The following is an 18,772-nucleotide window of genomic DNA, read 5'->3' on the forward strand; positions in this document are numbered from 1 at the left end:
TTTTATGCTTTTGGCATTGTAATGCCGGCAATCCTAACATTTACGTCAGTAACTTCAAGTCCCGTCATGTTCTCAATTGCTGTCTGAACACGAGTCTGAGCCTGCTGACATGTAGCGGGTATATTGTATCCGTAAGACATCATAAGTGCAAGGTCAACTTTCACCTGAGTCTGTCCCACTACAACTTTTGCTCCCTTCGCAAGATTCTTGCGACTCACTTTTTCAAGTACATCGCTTGTATAATTACCTGCCATTGCTGACACACCGTCAACTTCAAGAGCTGCAAGGGCTGCTATTCTGGCTAAAACGTCATCGGCAATCTTTACTGCTCCGATTTCCGCAAGTTCTTTTCCCATAATACTATCACCTCATATTAAGTCTTTCTACATAGTATACCACACTTCTTGCTTAAATAAATAATTTCCTTAAACAGAAAAACATTGCCGATATTAACGATATAACCGCTAATACCGACAATGTTATGTTTTACACGTCACAACCAGAAAATAATTGTCTTGGTCTCTTCAAATGTTGTATAACGAACATTCTTTTTGTTATCACTGTCATAGCCGCCTCTGAGATAATCAAACACGGCTCCCTTTGATACCAATTTATCCAATAACGAATTATACACTTCTTTTGTTGCACACTTTATTGTGACATTTTCGCTTCCTTCATTGTAACGCCTGTCAAACAGTTCTCTTACAGGTTCGAGATCGTCGCTTTCAAAGTAAGCTTTTTCTCTCACATAGTAATTATCCGACATACTCTTACATTCAGGAAGTGCAATAACATCCGAAAACTTATGATTAGTAAGTATATTCTCCGTGGTAACACACAGATATTCATAATTAACTCTCGGAAGGTTTGTAACATCATCACTATCGCTACTTACCGTCTGATATGAAGAATCGCCCCAGGTAGTATCAATATAATAATAATTCCCATTACATAACACCAGATTCCAAGAGTGTTTTGCTTCAACATTCGATCTTGTATCCACCGTTCCCGAAACGGTTATGCAATCAATACCAAGCTTGTTCAGTAAGTACTGAGTGGCTTTGGCATATCCGTTACATACGCTTTCTCTTCCGATAAAAACAGAGCAAATATTCTGATTATCAGGTGCTCCGGACACATAATCCGTATTTGTTACCAGATAATCATATATATACTTGATCGTATAATAATCATCACCGGATGAAGGTGCACCTGCAATGCACTCATTTACATATTCGTCAATCTTTTTCTGCCTTGCGGCAACTTCTTTGAGGTCATAGGTGTACTGACCCGAAAAAGCCATTTTATCCGTAACATCGCCAACAGTATACTTTTTAAAAGAATAACCTTCCACCCAGAATATCTCGGGATGGTCGATCATCAGGTAATTAAAAACTATATCTATTGCCTGTTCACTCGTTGTGGAAACATATACGTCTTCAAGTTCCTGCTTAAGGATGAGCAACAACTCTGCATAAAGAGTTTTTCCCGCATCGGTAAGCTTGTCAAAAGCGTAATATCCTTCCTGATTTTTCTTCACCTTTTCTATATTCTCTTCGGTAAGTCCCGCTTCATCGCGAACTTTTTTCACTTCACCGTCAGAATCCGTGTCAAAAAACTTTCTATAAAATGCTGAAAAATCAAAACTCTCAGGGCCTTTCACATTACCGGACGCCCCTGAATTCAAAGATTCGTTGCCTTCTTTTGCCGCTTCATCGGTGGCCTCTTTTTCCTCAGAAGCAGTTTCGTCTGTATCAAGAAATGGCGAATCATCATAATCGTTATCAATCAGATCGAATTTTTCCAGAACTCCGTCAATATATTCACATCCGCACAAGAACGTTGATGCTACGGCAACTGTGGCAATAGCTGCAACCATTCTTGCATGTATACCTTTAAACTTTATCTTATTAACCAAGATATTTTTCAAAATGTCCCCTCATCTATGCCATATTATTCTGCTTTAATTAAGCCAGATGGCAATAGTGTTACTATCTTCGAAAAGCGTATATGAGAACTTCTTGTCACCCTGAAGGTAATCATATACGGCTCCGTCCTTTATAAGCTGTTCATACAGCGAATTGTATGTGTCCTTAGATTCACATTTTACTGTAACATTATCATTTCCGGACTCATATTCCTGTGCAAAAATCTCCTCCATCTGAGTGAGATTCGGGCTTTCCATGTAACGTTTTTCTCTTACATAATAGCTGTCCTTTGTGCTTGTGCACTCAGGATAATCAATTCTGTCAGAAAGTTTATGATTAACACTCATTGCCGCTTCTGTAGTACAAAGATAATCATAATTAATTCTCGGCTTGCCGTCTCGTGTAGTTACACCTGTGTCTCCCCAGGTTGTATCCATATAATAATAATCACCGTTACATCTTACTAGGTTCCACGCATGAAGTCCAGAACTTCCGGATCCATTGTCAGCCATTCCGGTTACATATGTACACTTAATTCCAAGTTTATTAAGCAAATACTGTGTTGCTCTTGCATATCCGCTACAAACAGTCTTTCTGTTAAGGAATACAGAGCAAATATTCTGATTGTCAGGAGCTCTGAGATCATACTCAGTATTAGCTATCAAATAGTCATAGATATATTTTATGACAAAATATTCATCGTCAGTTGAAGGTGCACCGGCAAGACATGTGTCAATATATTGTTGCATTTTTGCCTGTCTGTTTGCAACCTCATTTAGATCGTATGTATAAACTCCTGTGAAAGCAAGCTTATCAATTCCTCCGTTATTTGTAAAATGTTTTACATAACGATATCCGTTTACCCAGAAAATCTCAGGATGATCCATCATGAGATAATCAAATGCGAGCTGTATGGCATTCGGATCTCTTGTAGAAACAAATATCTCATTTGCCTCTTTATTGATAATCTGAAGAAGTTCAACATAAAGGGTCTTTCCTGCATCGCTTAGTCTGCTGTATGCATAATAACCTTCCTGCTGCTTCTTAAGTTCGTCAATACTTGCATCGGTAATTCCTGCAGCTTCACGATTTCTTCTTGCGTAATCATCGTCGAAGCCTCTGTATGAGCCTTCATAAGCTGCATCCATTTTTGCTCTTCCGTCATCCGGAAGAGGTTCGCCACCGTTTTGGTCGGTAACTTTGCCCTTGGAATCGTCAGGCTTTTCTGAACTATCCTCTTTGTTTGCACTGTCAGTATCTTTTTCTTTATCGGCCTCTTTGTCTGTTTCGCTGTCTTTTTGACTGTCAGTGTCTTCGGTAGATTCTTTGTTCGGATCACAATCAGTATCTTTTTTCTGATCGTCACCGGTGTTTTTGTCCTTGTTGCAATCTGTGTTCTGATTGTCACCGGTATCCTTGTTCTTATTGCAATCAGTGTTCTGATCGCCGTCCTTATCTTTGTTACAGTCCGTGTTCTTATCACAGGACTTATCCTTGTTGCAATCTGTGTTATTATCACAGACGTTGTTGCAATCCTTTTTTCTCTTATTGCAACCGTTGCCGTTGTTGTTATCGGCGTTGTTGCTGTCAATATCAAGATTAAGATCGGTACTGTTTCCGTCACTTGAATCCTCTGTCGTCCCCTCGTTAGAAGAATCATCCGACGAATCCTCGAGCTGATCGAGAAGATCGCTTATATCTTCCAGATCTTCCTTAGATATATCATTTTCATCAAGAATCTTTGAAATATCAATGTCTTTATCGGTATCGATGTCCTCAAGCAGATCGTAATATGCTTCTATGTCATCATAATCACATCCACTCAATGACATCGATGTTGTTGCAAGAATTGTGAATACCGTTGCATATCTTAATATTTTGCAACTTTTTTCTTTCATCCATATTAAGTTTTTCTTAACTATTAAGTCATTCTTTTCACCATTTTTTCTCTTTCCTCTTAAGCGTATCCTCAATAAATTACCCCCGTTGTGTTGCTTGTACTACTTAGTTTCTCTTAAATTCTGAAAGCATTAATCCCTCATTTCTTTCAATAGTCATTCCTACACTCCATTCGTTAACAAATAGAAGAAGCGGTCTGTCATGCATATCTTTGATCTTTTTCATGTCAGAAGTACCGATAATAGAGGCCATATCTATGTTATCGTTGTCCACCCATCTGATATGTTCGTATGGAAGATTTTCCAGAATGATATCTACATTGTACTCGCTTTGTAACCTAAATTTCAAGACGTCAAATTGAAGAATTCCAACAACTCCGACAATTATTTCTTCCAAACCCGTGTTAAACTCTTGAAAAATCTGGATTGCACCCTCTTGAGCAATTTGTGAAATTCCTTTAACAAATTGTTTACGTTTCATTGTGTCGACCTGACGCACTCGTGCAAAATGTTCCGGAGCGAAAGTCGGAATACCCTGATAGACAACATTATCCTTAGGCATACAAACAGTATCTCCGATAGCAAAAATACCCGGATCGAATACACCCATGATATCTCCTGCGTAAGCCTCGCTCAAAATTTTTCTTTCATCGGCCATAAGCTGCTGCGGCTGAGAAAGACGCATTACTTTTCCACTCTGTACATGCTTAACTTCTTTATTCGCATCATATCTTCCCGAACAGATTCTCATAAATGCAACTCTGTCTCTGTGAGCTTTATTCATGTTGGCCTGAATCTTAAATACAAATGCGGTAAAGTCTCTCTCAAACGGATCGATCATCTCTCCGTCTGCAGATGTACGTCCCATAGGAGGAGTAGCCATCTTAAGGAAGTGGTGTAAAAAGAGCTCTACTCCGAAATTCTGAAGCGCAGATCCAAAGAATACAGGTGTAAGTTCACCCTTTCTTACTCTCTCAAGGTCATATTCAGCTCCTGCCCCATCCAAAAGCTCAATTTCACCCTGTAATTTTTCAAACGCTTCATCTCCGACATGAGTTTCAATTCCTTCTTTGTCGGTAAGGTCTATTATTGTCTCCGTACCTTCTTTGGTACCTTTCTGTGTATCAGCGAAAGTAACGATATGTCCCTCTCTTCTGTCATATATTCCCTTGAAGTTCTTACCCGAACCGATAGGCCAGTTCATAGGACATGTTGCAATTCCAAGATTGTTTTCGATATCATCAAGAAGATCGAAAGTATCCATCGCATCACGGTCAAGCTTGTTGATAAAAGTAAAGATCGGAATATGACTCATAGCGCAGACTTTGAACAATTTTCTTGTCTGTGCCTCAACACCCTTACTAGCGTCAATTACCATGACTGCAGAATCGGCTGCCATAAGTGTTCTGTATGTATCCTCAGAGAAATCCTGGTGTCCCGGCGTATCCAGGATATTTATGCAGCATCCCTCAAAATTAAACTGAAGCACAGAAGAAGTAACCGAGATACCACGCTGTTTCTCAATTTCCATCCAGTCGGATACAGCATGTCTTGCAGTAGCTTTTCCCTTAACGCTTCCCGCCATATTGATTGCACCGCCGTAGAGAAGGAATTTCTCTGTAAGTGTAGTCTTACCTGCATCGGGGTGTGAAATAATCGCAAATGTACGTCTCTTATTTATCTCATTTATTGTTTCTTTTGTATTACTCATCTCTTTTTTCCTTTCTGAACTGCATTCAATCCGTTTATAGTTATTACTATGCAATCCAGAACTTAAGGTTCAAAATGCATTTCTTTTTCCTCTACTCAACATGAGGCCGGCATGAATTAACATCCCGACCTCATAAATCTGTTTATTATTATAGTTACTGATAGGACTAAGTAAGTTCTACTTTCATAAGGAGGTTCTGCTCTCGCACTTTGTGCTCGCCAGAACTAAGTAGTACACCAGACTCGAAAAAACCTCGTCAGGTGATTACTTAGCGTCCTTGATTGAGAAGCTGATTCTTCCCATCTTATCCTTACCGAGGCATACAACCTTAACTACATCGCCGAGTGTAAGAACATCCTCTACGCGGTCGATTCTCTCCTTGGAAATCTTGCTGATATGAACCATACCCTCTTTTCCGGGAGCGAACTCAACAAATGCACCAAACTCTTTTATGCTGATTACCTTACCTGTGAAGGTCTGACCTTTTTCGAAATCAGTAACAATGATATTTACCATATCGATTGCCTGCTGAAGCTTCTCCTGGTCTTCTCCGCATACAGAAACCTTACCGTCATCGGTAATATCGATCTTAACGCCTGTACGAGCGATGATCTCGTTGATTGTCTTTCCTCTCTGTCCGACAACATCACCGATCTTCTCGGGATCGATCTGAATAGATACGATCTTGGGAGCATACTTGGATACTTCCTTACGAGGCTCAGCAATAGCCTTGCTCATACACTCGTCCATGATGAAGAATCTTGCCTCGCGGCACTGCTCGATAGCTGTCTCAACGATAGGCTTTGTAAGACCGTGAATCTTGATATCCATCTGGATAGCTGTGATACCGTCTTTTGTACCTGTTACCTTGAAGTCCATATCTCCGAAGAAATCTTCAAGTCCCTGAATATCTGTAAGTACGATGAAATCATCGTCTGTATCGCCTGTTACAAGACCACAGCTTATACCTGCAACCATCTTCTTGATAGGAACACCTGCAGCCATAAGTGACATACATGATGCGCAAGTTGAAGCCATTGATGTAGATCCGTTTGACTCAAATGTCTCTGATACGCAACGGATTGCATAAGGGAACTCTTCAGGACTTGGAAGAACGGGAAGAAGTGCTCTCTCTGCAAGTGCACCGTGTCCGATTTCTCTACGTCCGGGTCCTCTTGAAACCTTTGTCTCACCTACTGAATAAGCAGGGAAGTTGTACTGGTGTACATATCTCTTATCTGAAGCAAACTCATCAAGTCCCTCAACTTTCTGAGCCTCTGAAAGAGGTGCAAGAGTTGTAACGTCACAGATCTGTGTCTGTCCACGAGTGAACATGGCACTTCCATGTACTCTGGGAATGATGTCAACCTCAGCTGAAAGAGGTCTGATCTGCTTGATATCACGTCCGTCGGGTCTCTTGTGATCTTTGAGGATCATCTTACGAACGGTCTTCTTCTCATACTGATAAATAGCCTCACCAAGAATTGCAAGCCACTCTTCGTTCTCTGCAAACTTCTCTGTAAGCTTATCTGTTATCTCTGCAATATTGTTCTCTCTTGTCTGCTTATCGTCTGTAAATACAGCCTTCTCCATCTCCTCGGGAGGAACAACCTCTTTGATAGCTGCAAAGAGTTCCTCGGGAACAGCACAGCTTGTATACTCGTGCTTGGGCTTACCGATCTCTGCAACGATACCCTTGAAGAATTCGATGATCTGAAGGTTTACATCATGAGCCTTGTAGATAGCTTCCTTCATCTTCTCCTCAGGAATCTCATTAGCTCCTGCCTCGATCATGATAACCTTCTGTCCTACAGATGCAACCGTAAGCTTAAGGTCACCAGTGTTCCACTGTTCCTGTGTGGGGTTGATGATAAGCTCACCGTCAACCATACCAACCTGTGTCATAGCACAAGGGCCGTCGAAAGGAATATCTGAAATTGAAACAGATACAGATGCACCAAGCATAGCTACGAGCTCAGGTCTGCACTGATTATCAACAGCCATAACCATAGTCTCGATTGTTACATCATTTCTGTAATCCTTAGGGAAAAGAGGACGCATAGGGCGATCGATAACACGGCTTGTAAGGATAGCATTCTCAGAAGGCTTACCCTCTCTCTTGTTATATCCGCCGGGGAACTTGCCCACTGCATAGAATTTCTCGCTGTATTCAACGCTCAAAGGGAAGAAATCAATTCCTTCTCTGGGCTTTGCAGATGCTGTCGCCGTACAAAGAACTGTTGTATCTCCATACTGCATAAATGCACATCCGTTAGCCTGTTTACCAACTTTGCCGATCTCTACTTTAAGAGTACGTCCGGCAAGATCCATTGTGTAAGTCTTAACCATTTTTATCTCCTTCACTCACATTAATCCGAATATGATACGTGGGTTTCAAGGTCATAATATGCATCTCGAATGCGTCGAAATGTATATTATAACTTTGAAAGCCCCGGTTCATATTCCATCACTTGAACAAAACATTAATAAAGACGGAATAAGCCGATTTGCATCAGCCTCATCCCGCCTTATTGTTTCTACAGATTACTTTCTCAAACCAAGATCTGCGATAAGCTTACGATAAGCTTCGATATCCTTCTTCTTGAGGTATCCGAGAAGGCTACGTCTCTGACCAACCATCTTAAGAAGACCTCTTCTTGAGTGGTGATCCTTAGGGTTCTTCTGAAGGTGAGCGTTGAGCTCCTGGATTCTCTCAGTAAGAATTGCAACCTGAACTTCCGGTGAACCTGTATCTCCGGCTTTTCTCGCAAACTTGTTGATAACTTCTGTTTTCTTCTCTTTTGTGATCATTTCTACACTCCTTATAATATTTTCTGAATCCGCCCGATACACAGACAAGGGTTGGAGTATCCCATATCCGAGTATAGGTAGTTCCGTTACCGACCATATAATCAGTAGGCAACTAAGTTATATTAGCATATATATTCTTTTATGTAAAGTCATTAGCGTATTGTCAAAAACGTTTCCATCATGCCCGTATTCATGCGTAGATCCGCTTAAGATCACAGACGTGTCGTCCATTTCGAGCAATCAAGGACCTCCGTCGCAAGACCTTCATAAAAATCAGGTTCATGGCACACCATAAGTATGCTTCCCTTGTATTCCAAAAGTGCTCTCTTAAGCTCATCCTTTGCATCGACATCAAGATGGTTTGTAGGCTCGTCGAGAACAAGAAGGTTTGATTCTCTGTTTATAAGTTTACAGAGCCTTACTTTGGCCTGCTCTCCTCCCGAAAGCACCTTGCACTTACTCTCTATATGCTTGGTCGTAAGTCCGCATTTGGCAAGCGCGGAGCGAACTTCATACTGTGAAAATCCCGGAAATTCGTTCCAGATTTCCTGCATACATGTAGTCTCGATATCAGGTGACATCTCCTGCTCAAAATAACCGATCTCGACATTTTCTCCGAGTTCCACCGTTCCTTCAAGTGAAGGAATAAGTCCGAGAATACTCTTTAAAAGAGTTGTCTTTCCTATTCCGTTTGCTCCCGTAAGAACAATCTTAGAGCCTCTCTCCATGGTTATGTTAAGAGGTGATGAAAGTGGATCGTCATATCCTATCACAAGGTCTTTTGTCTCAAATATAACTTTGCCGGGTGTCCTTGCCACCTTGAAATTAAACTCAGGCTTTGGCTTTTCCTTCACCATTTCGATTATGTCCATGTTATCAAGTTTCTTTTGCCTTGCCATAGCCATATTTCTGGTAGCGACCCTTGCCTTGTTTCTTGCAACAAAGTCCTTAAGATCCGCAATTTCCTGCTGTTGCCTGTTATATGCGGCTTCTCTTTGAGCTTTTTTCATCTCATATACTTCCATAAACTTATCGTAGTCGCCGACGTATCTGTCAAGAGAATGTGTCTGGCCGTCCATGTGGTAAATTATGTTCACCACGCTGTTAAGGAACGGTATGTCATGCGATATAAGTATAAAAGCATTTTCGTAGTCCTGAAGATATCTTGTCAGCCATACGATATGCTCCGCATCGAGATAGTTTGTAGGCTCGTCGAGAAGCAAGATATCAGGCTTTTCAAGAAGGAGCTTACCAAGAAGTATCTTGGTTCTCTGTCCTCCCGAAAGCTCGGTTACATCCCTGTCAAGGCCAAGATCAAGGAAGCCCAAAGCCCTTGAAACCTCTTCTATCTTCGAATCAATAAGATAAAAATCATGGTTGGTAAGAAGATCCTGAATCGTTCCGAGCTCTTCCATGTAATCTTCAAGTGTCTTTTCATCTGCTTCAGCCATTGCATCGCAGATCTCATTCATTCTGCGTTCCATCTCATAAAGTGGCTCATATGCGGAAGCGAGAACGTCACGTATAGTCATTCCCTGCTTCAATACGGCATGCTGATCGAGGTAACCCACCTTTACATTCTTGGCCCACTCGATCTTACCCGCATCAGGCATAAGTTTTCCGATAATAATATTCATAAAAGTGGACTTTCCTTCGCCGTTTGCTCCGACAAGTCCGATGTGCTCACCTTTTAACAATCTGAAAGAAACATCGTCAAATATGGCCCTGTCTCCAAAACCATGTGTGAGATGTTCGACATTTAATATACTCACTTAAAAACTCCTCACTGCATTTTTTATATCCTGCTGAATCTGCAATTTCAGCTGCTCCATACTTTCAAACTTCATCTCGGGTCTTACGAAGCTGTGGAGCACAACTTCTATATACTCGCCGTATACATCGCTGTCAAAATCATATATGTACGTCTCGACACCGACTTTTTCTTTGTCCGAAACCGTAGGCTTTCGCCCTATATTTGTCATTCCCTTAAACTCGCTGTCCCCGATCCTGACCGTACTGGAATATACACCGTATGGAGGAAGGAGTTTCATCGAAGGCGGAAGAATATTCACAGTGGGCACGCCTATCGTATGTCCGAGATGATTTCCGTGTTCCACGATTCCGGATATCGAATAATCCGCACCGAGAAGCCTTTTTGAAAGTGCAATATCCCCATCCGAGATAGCATTTCTGACTCTCGTGGAGCTTACCTCTTCTCCGTCGATCTTCACCTTATCAATAATGCAAAGTTCGTATGACAGCTCTTTTTCAAGCTTTTCAAGCAGCGCGCTGTCGCCTTTTCCCTTGTCACCAAAAGAAACATCACTTCCCGCCGCGATAAAGCCTGCATTAAGTTCATCTACAAGGATCCTTCTTACAAATTCCTCGGGATCGGTCGCCGCAGTTTCATCATTCAGCGGAAACATCACAAGAATATCAACGCCAAGGTCTTTAAATGCCTTGAGCTTTTCTTCCTTCGTAAAAAGCTGCGTCACCGGATGCCCCAAAAAGAATTCCTCCGGTGAAGGATCGAACGTGAACACAGTTGCCTTGAGCCCTTCCTTTTTCTTTTCAAGAATCTTGGAAAGAAGCTCCTTGTGCCCGACATGTATTCCGTCAAACTTTCCTATCGCAACCGCAGTTTTCTCGCGGATATTCAATTTATCAAGTTCGGTTATTATCTTCATTTTGACCCAATATCCGTTCTGATTATTTTTCAAAAAAGAATTTATCTACGTTAAACATTGCCGTCTTTGCACTGTAAGTGTAGATTCCAAAGAAAACATCATCTTCTGAATAAACTCTGAACTTATTACCTTCAGAGAACATCTCATTTTCGTATTCTTTGTCGTTTACGCCTTCCGGATCTTCATTTATGATATTATTCCTTCTGAAACTGTTTCCGTTCTCTAAAAGCGTTCTGACAGCGTTTTTCACATGTATCTTATCAAGGTCTCTGAAAATATATTCAGGCGACTTGATAATCTCTGTAAGTGTGCCTGCATCTCTCATATCCTCAACCTGTGAAAGCGTAACTGCCGTATCCAGAGTAAATGCTCCGACTCTTGTTCTTGTAAGGTGCTGCATTGCCGCACCACAACCGAGTCTAAGTCCGATATCGTGGCAAAGAGTCCTGATATACGTTCCCTTGCTGCACTTAACTTCTATTGTAAAAAGACCTTCAGACTCAATATGCGAATCATCAAGAACCGATATTGCAGAAATATGCACTTTTCTTGGCTTTCTCTCAACTTCAATACCTTCCCTTGCAAGCTCGTAGAGCTTTCTTCCGTCCTTTTTTATAGCAGAATACATGGGAGGAATCTGATCGTAATCGCCCACAAAAGCTTTTACCGCTTCATGTACCTGTTCTTTGGTAACTTTTACATCACTTGTATCTATGATATTTCCGGACATATCCTGCGTATCCGTTGTAACTCCGAGCCTGCATACGGCTATATATTCCTTGTCGTGATCCGTGAGCATCTCAACAAGCTTCGTTCCCGTTCCGAGGCATACAACAAGAACCCCGACCGCATCAGGATCGAGCGTTCCGGTGTGACCTATCTTTTTTTGCTTTAGGATGCCTCTTAATTTGGCAACCACGTCATTTGACGTAAATCCGGGTTCTTTATAGATATTTATAAGTCCGTTGTATGTACTTTTCATATTCTCCCGTGTTCTTAAAAAGGTACCCCTAAAAACAATCTTTATGGGTACCTTTTTCTTTTACTATAAAATATTTTCACTCTTCAAGTTGATGTTGAACATATCTCATTATGTTATTTATAACGTCATGGTAAGTTCCGTTCACACTGCATCCCGCCGCTCTTTGATGGCCACCGCCGCCAAATATCCCGGCGACTTTTGCAACATCTACGGCACCGTTACTTCTAAGGCTCACCTTATATTCCAAAGGCGCAATCTCATATGCAAATATCGAGCAGTCAACTCCGATAGTAAGCAGCATCTGGCTCACTATCCCGTCAAGATCGCTTGATACCGCACCATAGAACTCCATTGTCTGCTTCGAAATAACCGAAACGATACATCTGCCGTCAAGAAGCCTTATGCTCTCCAAAAGAGCTCTTCCGAGTATCTGGTTCTGAAGATAAGTCTTTTCATAAAAAACATGATCTATAAGACTTCCGAAATCAAAACCGTACGAGATAAGCCTTGCAGCAATCTCCATTGTTTTCGGAGATGTGTTTGAATATTTGAACACACCCGTATCTGTAACCATTCCGGTATATATTGTCTTGGCAATCTCAGCATCTATGCGTTCTTTGTCTATAACATCATACACAAGCTCGCATGCAGAGCTGGCCGTAGGAACAACATAATTTGCATCACCTGTTCCCGAATTACTCACATGATGATCTATGTTTATTGTCTTTTTGGCATTTTCAAAAAACTTCTCGGCTCCGCCTGTGCGCTCTTTTCCGCAGTCCAGAACAATAAACAGATCATAGTTTTGTACATCCGAAACAAAATCATTATTGATCTTGTCCGAATCCTTGATAAATGTAAGTTCCTGAGGTATCTTCTCAAGAAAAACATCTGCCTTAATATTTGGATAATTCTTTTTGAGGTAAAGATACATACTCATACATGCCCCAACACAATCTCCGTCAGGTCTTACATGTCCGCTTATTCCGACCGTACAGACACCGGTCAAATAATCATCAATCCTCATCAATATCCTCTCCACGAGCAATCTTTGCTTCATTATCCTTTGCAGTTACTTCATCAATTTTCTTGGACATATTGATTGCATACTCTATGGAATCATCCATGATAAAGCGAAGTTCGGGGGTATATCTCATATTCAGCTCTTTTGCAAGTGTGCTTCTGATATATCCCGCCGCACTCTTAAGTCCGGCTTCGGTTCTCTCCCTGTCCTCGTCATTTCCCATTACGGTAACCCAAACCTTACAAGTCTTAAGGTCCGGAGCGACCTCGACATCCATTACGGATGTCATGGGGCTGATCCTGGGGTCCTTGCTATATCTGATAGCCTCAGATATAACCTTCATGACCTCGCCGTTTATTCTTTTATTTTTATTGCTGTTCTTTCGCATCTTATCCCTTTCGATCGTCACAGGAAGTTCTGCTCACGATTATGTTCTGGGCACTTCAACCATCTCATATGCTTCTACAAGATCGCCTTCGTGAATCTGATCAAAGCCGTCAAATACAAGACCGCACTCGAAACCTTCTTTAACTTCCTTGACATCATCCTTAAATCTCTTGAGAGATGCAAGATCTCCTTCGAAGATCTGCTCGCCTTCTCTTGTAATACGAACCTTGCAGTTCTTCTTGATGATACCGTCCTTAACAAAGGAACCGGCGATATTTCCGACTTTAGAAGCCTTAAATATCTGTCTTACCTCTGCGTGTCCGGTTACTCTCTCTTCGAAGATAGGAGCAAGCATACCCTTCATGGCAAATTCGATTTCTTCGATTGCCTGATAGATAACCTTATAAAGCTTGATCTCTACACCTTCATGCTCTGCCATGCTCTTAGCTGTTGCATCGGGACGAACGTCAAAACCGATGATGATGGCGCTTGAAGCTGCAGCAAGTGTTACGTCAGACTCATTGATCGCACCTACACCGCCGTGAATAACCTTAACAACAACTTCCTCATTGGAAAGTTTAAGGAGACTCTGCTTAAGTGCCTCTACGCTACCCTGAACGTCAGCCTTGATGATGATATTGAGTTCCTGAAGTCTGCCTTCCTCAATCTTTGAATACAGATCGTCAAGTGACATCTTGGCTTTGGTCTCTTCAATAAGATCTTTCTTGTGCTGCTGAAGGTATGTATTTGCATACTGCTTAGCCTGCTTATCTGTCTCATGTCCGAGGAATACTTCTCCCGCATTCGGAACATCTGAAAGACCAAGGATCTCAACAGGCTGTGAAGGAAGTGCTTCCTTGAGCTTGTTACCCTTATCGTCAACCATTGCTCTAACCTTACCTGAGCTTGCACCGGCTGAAATAAAGTCACCTACATGAAGTGTCCCCTTCTGTACAAGTACGTTGGCAACAGGTCCGCGACCCTTATCAAGTCTTGCCTCAAGTACGAGACCTCTTGCTTCTCTGTCGGGATTAGCCTTAAGCTCGAGGATATCTGCAGTAAGAATGATTGTCTCAAGAAGTTCCTCGATTCCTTCTCCTGACTTAGCAGAAACAGGTACGAACTCTGTTGTTCCGCCCCAATCTGTAGAGATAAGGCCATACTCGGTCATTTCCTGCTTAACCTTATCAATATTTGCATTAGGCTTATCTATCTTATTTACAGCTACGATAATCTCTACTTCAGCTGCCTTTGCATGGTTAATGGCCTCAACTGTCTGAGGCATTACGCCGTCATCTGCGGCAACTACGAGAACTGCGATATCTGTTGATGTAGCACCTCTCATACGCATTGCAGTGAAAGCTTCGTGACCGGGAGTATCAAGGAAAGTGATCTTCTGGTCATTGACAGATACGGTATACGCACCGATTCTCTGTGTAATACCGCCTGCCTCTCTGTCTGTAACGCTTGTCTTACGAATAGCGTCAAGAAGTGAAGTCTTACCGTGATCGACGTGACCCATTACGCAGACAACGGGAGGTCTCTTCTTAAGTGTCTCTTCCGCATCTTCATCTTCTTTAAGAAGTTCCTCGATGATATCAACGGGAATCTCCTTCTCACAGATAATGTCATATTCGATAGCTATATTCTCAGCTTCTTCATAAGTAAGCTCTGTATTTACGGTAGAAATCTGACCTGCCATAAAGAGCTTCTTGATGATGACAGAAGGCTGCATCTTCATCTTCTCGGCAAGTTCCTTGATAGAAACCTTCTCAGGGATAGAGATAACCTTGATCTGCTCTTCGGGTTCCTCAACCTTCTTAACTTCAGGCTTGATGAATCTGCCGACTCTCTTACTTCTCGGCATCATCTCCTCCTGCTCGTAAGCAAGATCCTTCTTGTTTCTCTTATCCTTTTCCTGGCCGATTCTTCTTCTCTCATCGTCTCTGCGGCTTGAGTTGTCCTTCTGAGGAGCATCGGCAAATCCGCCTCTTGCGCCCTTATCGAACTTGTTGCCGCCGAATTTATTGTCACCCTTGCCCTGGAACTTACCATTCTGGCCGTTTCCGCCGTTGTTGTTATCTCTGCGGAATCCGCCGCCCTGGCCACCGTTTCTGTTCTGGAATGAATTTCTGTCTCCACCCTGGCGAGGCTGTCTGTTGTCTCTTCTGTCTCCGCCGTTTCCGTTTCTGTTGTCTCTTCTGTCGTTTCCGTTTCTGTTGTCGTTCCTGTTATCGTTTCTATTTTCGTTTCTGTTGTTATTCTGCTGAGGAGCCTGATTTCTCTCTGCAGATCTGTCGTTATTTCTCTCCTTATTAACGGGAGCCTTTGTCTGCTGCTTGTTCTCTGCAACAGTCTCCTTAGACTTAACCTGCTGATTTTCCTGCTTAACAGGTGCTTCCTTCTTGGCAGGAGCATTGTTCTGAACAGGTGACTTTGAAATTACAGATCCGTTTCCGTAGCTCTCAAGCTGAGAAGGCGCAGTCAAAGGCTTAATGGGATGATAAACATTCTGAGACTGAGCAAAAGTTCCTCTTCTGTTGTTCTGATTGCCGGAATTTCTGTTGTCGCGTCTCTGATTATTTCCCGCATTATTGTTATTCTGGTTCTGATAGCCGCCCATCTTGGAATTTCCTGCATTTGTAACCATTATGATCTTTTTCTTCTTTTTAGGTGCATCACCCTGAGCATTCTGATTGGAAGCTCCCTTTGCAGGCGCTTCTGTCTTAGCAGGCTTAGCTTCCTTAGATGCATCATTTGCACTTTTTTTACCAAAATGCTTTCTTGCAATCTCTGCCTCATTGTCATCAATCGAGCTGTTCGAACGCTTCGCCTCTATTCCCTTTTCCTGCAAAAAGCTAAGCAGCGCTTTTCCTTCGCACCCAAGCTCTGTTGCAAGTTCAGATATCTTAATTTTTGCCATTCACATTTCCTCCAACTAATCTTCTTGTAGTAAGTTCTTTAAAAGCGATTGCGCCAGCCCTTTGTCAGTGATGACAAGGCTTGTTCGAACTCCTTTACCAACTGCATGCCCGAGGCTCTCCATGTCTCCAAAAAAAGCAATAGGCACATTATAATAATTACATTTATCTTTGAACTGCTTCTTCGTATTGTCGGAAGCATCTTCACTCACTATCACGGCATACGCTTTGCCGCTGCGGATCGCATCCAATACCGAAAACTCTCCGCTCTTTAATTTCCCGGCCCTTGTACTTAGGCCAAGCAAAGAATAAATCTTTTTGTTATCCAATTTACTCTCCGAGCTCCTTATTCATCTGCTCAAGTATGTCTCCGGGAATCTGAGCCTTCAAAGATTTCTCAAGTCCCCTGTTTTTAACTGCTTTTTTTAGACATTCGGCACTGTTACAAATATATGCGCCTCTTCCGTTCGCTCTGCCCGTGACGTCAAGGCAAATCTCTCCCTCGGGAGTTTTTATCACCCTGATCATTTCCTTCTTGTCACGCATCTCTCCGCAGCCTACACACTTTCTTGTTGGAATTTTCTTCTGCATCTTATTCCTCTGCGTCAGTGTCCTCTTCTACTTCAATCTCAGCATCTTCTGCTTCTTCGAGTTCTTCAGCTTCTTCAAATTCTGTTTCTGCATCAGCATCTTCAGCTTCTACTTCATCGACTTCTTCGATTGCAGCTTCTTCAAATTCATCCTCTTCGTAATCATCTTCATCATCAAGATAATCTTCCATACGGAATCCGGGAGCATCCTTAGCCTGTGTTTCACTCTTTATATCAATCTTATAACCTGTAAGTCTTGCTGCAAGTCTTGCATTCTGACCTTCCTTACCGATTGCAAGTGAAAGCTGATAATCGGGAACAACTACTTTTGCGCTCTTCTCATCGGGATCTGCAAATACCGCAACGATCTTTGCAGGTGAAAGAGCATTCTGAATGAGGTTACCGGGGTTCTCATCCCAGTTGATAACATCAATCTTCTCTCCGTTAAGCTCATCTACGATAAGGTTAACTCTTGCTCCGTTAACACCTACACAAGCACCAACCGCATCAACATTCGGGTTATTTGAGAACACAGCGATCTTCGTACGGCTTCCTGCTTCTCTTGCAATGCTCTTAATCTCTACTGTTCCGTCCTGAATCTCGGCAACTTCCTGCTCAAAAAGTCTCTTTACAAGATCGGGATGAGTTCTTGAAACAAGGATTCTGGGGCCCTTTGAACCATTCTTAACTTCAAGGACATAAAGTCTGATTCTTGATGTAGGCTTATAGAAACCTGACTTAGCTTCGCTCTCAACCTGCTCATTCTCATTGAGAATGGCATCCGCACGACCAAGATTGATGCTGATATTCTTTCCGACATATCTCTGAATGACACCGGTCACAATATCATGCTCTTTCTTGTAGTACTCGTTATATATGGCACCACGCTCTTCCTCACGGATCTTCTGAAGAATAACGTTTTTGGCGTTCTGAGTAGCAATACGACCGAACTCTTTGGAATTGAGTGGCACATTGACAATATCATCGACTTTGCTCTTCTTGCTGATCTTCTTGGCATCGTCGAGTGAGATTTCAAGCATGGGATCCATTACATCGTCAGCAGTCTCAACAACTGTTTTCTCAGCATAGCACTTGAAATCACAGTTCTCTCTGTCAACTTCTACCCTGATGTTCTCAGCCTTTCCGAAATTATTCTTGCAGGCTGTGACAAGAGAATTCTCAATAGCATCAAACAGAGAATCCTTGCTGATGTTCTTCTCCTTCTCCAAAAGGTCAAGGGCATCCATTAATTCTTTACTCATCGTAGTCTCCTTCTTTTGCGCCCGGATTAAAAATCCAGAGCAAGCTTAATAACTGATATTTCTTTTCTCAAAAAAGTTTCGTCTTTGTCATTTATAGTTACGGTAACCGAAGTGCTATCGTAGCTCTTAAGTGTACCGGCAAACTCTTTAACTCCGTCAATTGCCTTATAGAGCTTGAGTTCAACATCCTTACCCAGGCTGTTCTCAAAATGCCTATCCTTCTTAAGCTGCCTTCCCAGTCCCGGACTGCTGACCTCCAATGTATATGCATCTTCAATGAAATCATCCACATCCAAAGCATCTGATAAAGCGTGATTTACATCAACGCAATCATTTATATTAACGCCTCCGTCCTTGTCAATGTATGCTCTAAGATACCACTCACCGGCTTCCTTCACATACTCGACATCATAAATCCTGACACCGCACTTCTCTGCTATCGGAGTAAGCAGCGCCTCTGTTTTCTTTTCAATATCTTCTTTTCTGGACATCTAATCTCCTTAAATTTAGACATTTCATATTTCGCTTCTTAGCCGTCAATGAAATCATGAAAAAATCCGAAACATGCAAA

The 18,772-nt window shown here is 42.1% G+C and carries 16 protein-coding genes; all 16 read right to left on the reverse strand.

Annotated elements, in window-relative coordinates:
• Positions 1 to 2: 2 nt before the first annotated feature.
• Entirely contained in the window at positions 3 to 356 is a 354-nt protein-coding gene (locus BLP87_RS00575; RefSeq protein WP_074460990.1) for an Asp23/Gls24 family envelope stress response protein, read from the reverse strand.
• Between the two features lie 137 nt (positions 357 to 493).
• Positions 494 to 1,930, reverse strand: a complete 1,437-nt coding sequence (locus tag BLP87_RS00580; protein ID WP_074460991.1) for a transglutaminase domain-containing protein — start codon at positions 1,928 to 1,930, stop codon at positions 494 to 496.
• Between the two features lie 33 nt (positions 1,931 to 1,963).
• On the reverse strand, positions 1,964 to 3,901 hold the full coding sequence (locus BLP87_RS00585; protein ID WP_074460992.1) for a transglutaminase domain-containing protein: 1,938 nt from the start codon (positions 3,899 to 3,901) through the stop codon (positions 1,964 to 1,966).
• Between the two features lie 31 nt (positions 3,902 to 3,932).
• Complete coding sequence (locus BLP87_RS00590; RefSeq protein WP_074460993.1) at positions 3,933 to 5,537, reverse strand: peptide chain release factor 3; 1,605 nt, start codon at positions 5,535 to 5,537, stop codon at positions 3,933 to 3,935.
• Between the two features lie 264 nt (positions 5,538 to 5,801).
• Positions 5,802 to 7,886: a polyribonucleotide nucleotidyltransferase gene (locus tag BLP87_RS00595; protein ID WP_074460994.1), complete on the reverse strand. Its 2,085-nt coding sequence runs from the start codon at positions 7,884 to 7,886 to the stop codon at positions 5,802 to 5,804.
• A gap of 195 nt (positions 7,887 to 8,081) precedes the next feature.
• Positions 8,082 to 8,348: a 30S ribosomal protein S15 gene (gene rpsO, locus BLP87_RS00600; protein ID WP_024864377.1), complete on the reverse strand. Its 267-nt coding sequence runs from the start codon at positions 8,346 to 8,348 to the stop codon at positions 8,082 to 8,084.
• A 212-nt stretch (positions 8,349 to 8,560) separates the two neighbouring features.
• Positions 8,561 to 10,120 carry an ABC-F family ATP-binding cassette domain-containing protein gene (locus BLP87_RS00605; RefSeq protein WP_074460995.1) on the reverse strand — a complete coding sequence of 520 codons (1,560 nt, stop codon included), beginning with the start codon at positions 10,118 to 10,120 and terminating at the stop codon, positions 8,561 to 8,563.
• Positions 10,121 to 11,035: a bifunctional riboflavin kinase/FAD synthetase gene (locus BLP87_RS00610; RefSeq protein WP_074461161.1), complete on the reverse strand. Its 915-nt coding sequence runs from the start codon at positions 11,033 to 11,035 to the stop codon at positions 10,121 to 10,123.
• Between the two features lie 22 nt (positions 11,036 to 11,057).
• Positions 11,058 to 12,017, reverse strand: coding sequence for a tRNA pseudouridine(55) synthase TruB (truB, locus tag BLP87_RS00615; protein ID WP_074460996.1), 960 nt, complete (start codon positions 12,015 to 12,017; stop codon positions 11,058 to 11,060).
• Between the two features lie 76 nt (positions 12,018 to 12,093).
• The gene (locus BLP87_RS00620; RefSeq protein WP_143002059.1) at positions 12,094 to 13,044 is read right to left on the reverse strand and encodes a DHH family phosphoesterase; all 951 of its coding nucleotides are present in this window, start codon (positions 13,042 to 13,044) and stop codon (positions 12,094 to 12,096) included.
• Complete coding sequence (gene rbfA, locus BLP87_RS00625; RefSeq protein WP_074461162.1) at positions 13,034 to 13,429, reverse strand: 30S ribosome-binding factor RbfA; 396 nt, start codon at positions 13,427 to 13,429, stop codon at positions 13,034 to 13,036. The genes BLP87_RS00620 and rbfA overlap by 11 nt, the downstream gene beginning before the upstream one ends.
• A gap of 39 nt (positions 13,430 to 13,468) precedes the next feature.
• A complete protein-coding gene (gene infB / locus BLP87_RS00630; RefSeq protein ID WP_074460998.1) occupies positions 13,469 to 16,351 on the reverse strand; it encodes a translation initiation factor IF-2 in 2,883 nt (960 codons plus the stop codon).
• A 15-nt stretch (positions 16,352 to 16,366) separates the two neighbouring features.
• The gene (locus BLP87_RS00635) at positions 16,367 to 16,678 is read right to left on the reverse strand and encodes a L7Ae/L30e/S12e/Gadd45 family ribosomal protein (RefSeq protein ID WP_074460999.1); all 312 of its coding nucleotides are present in this window, start codon (positions 16,676 to 16,678) and stop codon (positions 16,367 to 16,369) included.
• A gap of 1 nt (position 16,679) precedes the next feature.
• On the reverse strand, positions 16,680 to 16,940 hold the full coding sequence (gene rnpM / locus BLP87_RS00640; protein ID WP_074461000.1) for an RNase P modulator RnpM: 261 nt from the start codon (positions 16,938 to 16,940) through the stop codon (positions 16,680 to 16,682).
• Between the two features lies 1 nt (position 16,941).
• Positions 16,942 to 18,201: a transcription termination factor NusA gene (gene nusA, locus BLP87_RS00645; RefSeq protein WP_074461001.1), complete on the reverse strand. Its 1,260-nt coding sequence runs from the start codon at positions 18,199 to 18,201 to the stop codon at positions 16,942 to 16,944.
• Between the two features lie 26 nt (positions 18,202 to 18,227).
• Positions 18,228 to 18,692, reverse strand: coding sequence for a ribosome maturation factor RimP (gene rimP, locus BLP87_RS00650; protein ID WP_074461002.1), 465 nt, complete (start codon positions 18,690 to 18,692; stop codon positions 18,228 to 18,230).
• Positions 18,693 to 18,772 lie beyond the last annotated feature (80 nt).

Origin of the sequence: Butyrivibrio hungatei, from assembly GCF_900101605.1 — a bacterium.
Lineage (GTDB): Bacteria > Bacillota > Clostridia > Lachnospirales > Lachnospiraceae > Butyrivibrio > Butyrivibrio hungatei_B.

Excerpts from the sequence above, each read along its gene's own strand:
- BLP87_RS00575 (WP_074460990.1), bottom strand. The coding sequence starts at position 356 with ATGGGAAAAGAACTTGCGGAAATCGGAGCAGTAAAGATTGCCGATGAC.
- BLP87_RS00590 (WP_074460993.1), bottom strand. The coding sequence starts at position 5,537 with ATGAGTAATACAAAAGAAACAATAAATGAGATAAATAAGAGACGTACA.
- BLP87_RS00595 (WP_074460994.1), bottom strand. The coding sequence starts at position 7,886 with ATGGTTAAGACTTACACAATGGATCTTGCCGGACGTACTCTTAAAGTA.
- rpsO (WP_024864377.1), bottom strand. The coding sequence starts at position 8,348 with ATGATCACAAAAGAGAAGAAAACAGAAGTTATCAACAAGTTTGCGAGA.
- BLP87_RS00610 (WP_074461161.1), bottom strand. The coding sequence starts at position 11,035 with ATGAAGATAATAACCGAACTTGATAAATTGAATATCCGCGAGAAAACT.
- truB (WP_074460996.1), bottom strand. The coding sequence starts at position 12,017 with ATGAAAAGTACATACAACGGACTTATAAATATCTATAAAGAACCCGGA.
- BLP87_RS00620 (WP_143002059.1), bottom strand. The coding sequence starts at position 13,044 with ATGAGGATTGATGATTATTTGACCGGTGTCTGTACGGTCGGAATAAGC.
- rbfA (WP_074461162.1), bottom strand. The coding sequence starts at position 13,429 with ATGCGAAAGAACAGCAATAAAAATAAAAGAATAAACGGCGAGGTCATG.
- infB (WP_074460998.1), bottom strand. The coding sequence starts at position 16,351 with ATGGCAAAAATTAAGATATCTGAACTTGCAACAGAGCTTGGGTGCGAA.
- rnpM (WP_074461000.1), bottom strand. The coding sequence starts at position 16,940 with ATGCAGAAGAAAATTCCAACAAGAAAGTGTGTAGGCTGCGGAGAGATG.
- nusA (WP_074461001.1), bottom strand. The coding sequence starts at position 18,201 with ATGAGTAAAGAATTAATGGATGCCCTTGACCTTTTGGAGAAGGAGAAG.
- rimP (WP_074461002.1), bottom strand. The coding sequence starts at position 18,692 with ATGTCCAGAAAAGAAGATATTGAAAAGAAAACAGAGGCGCTGCTTACT.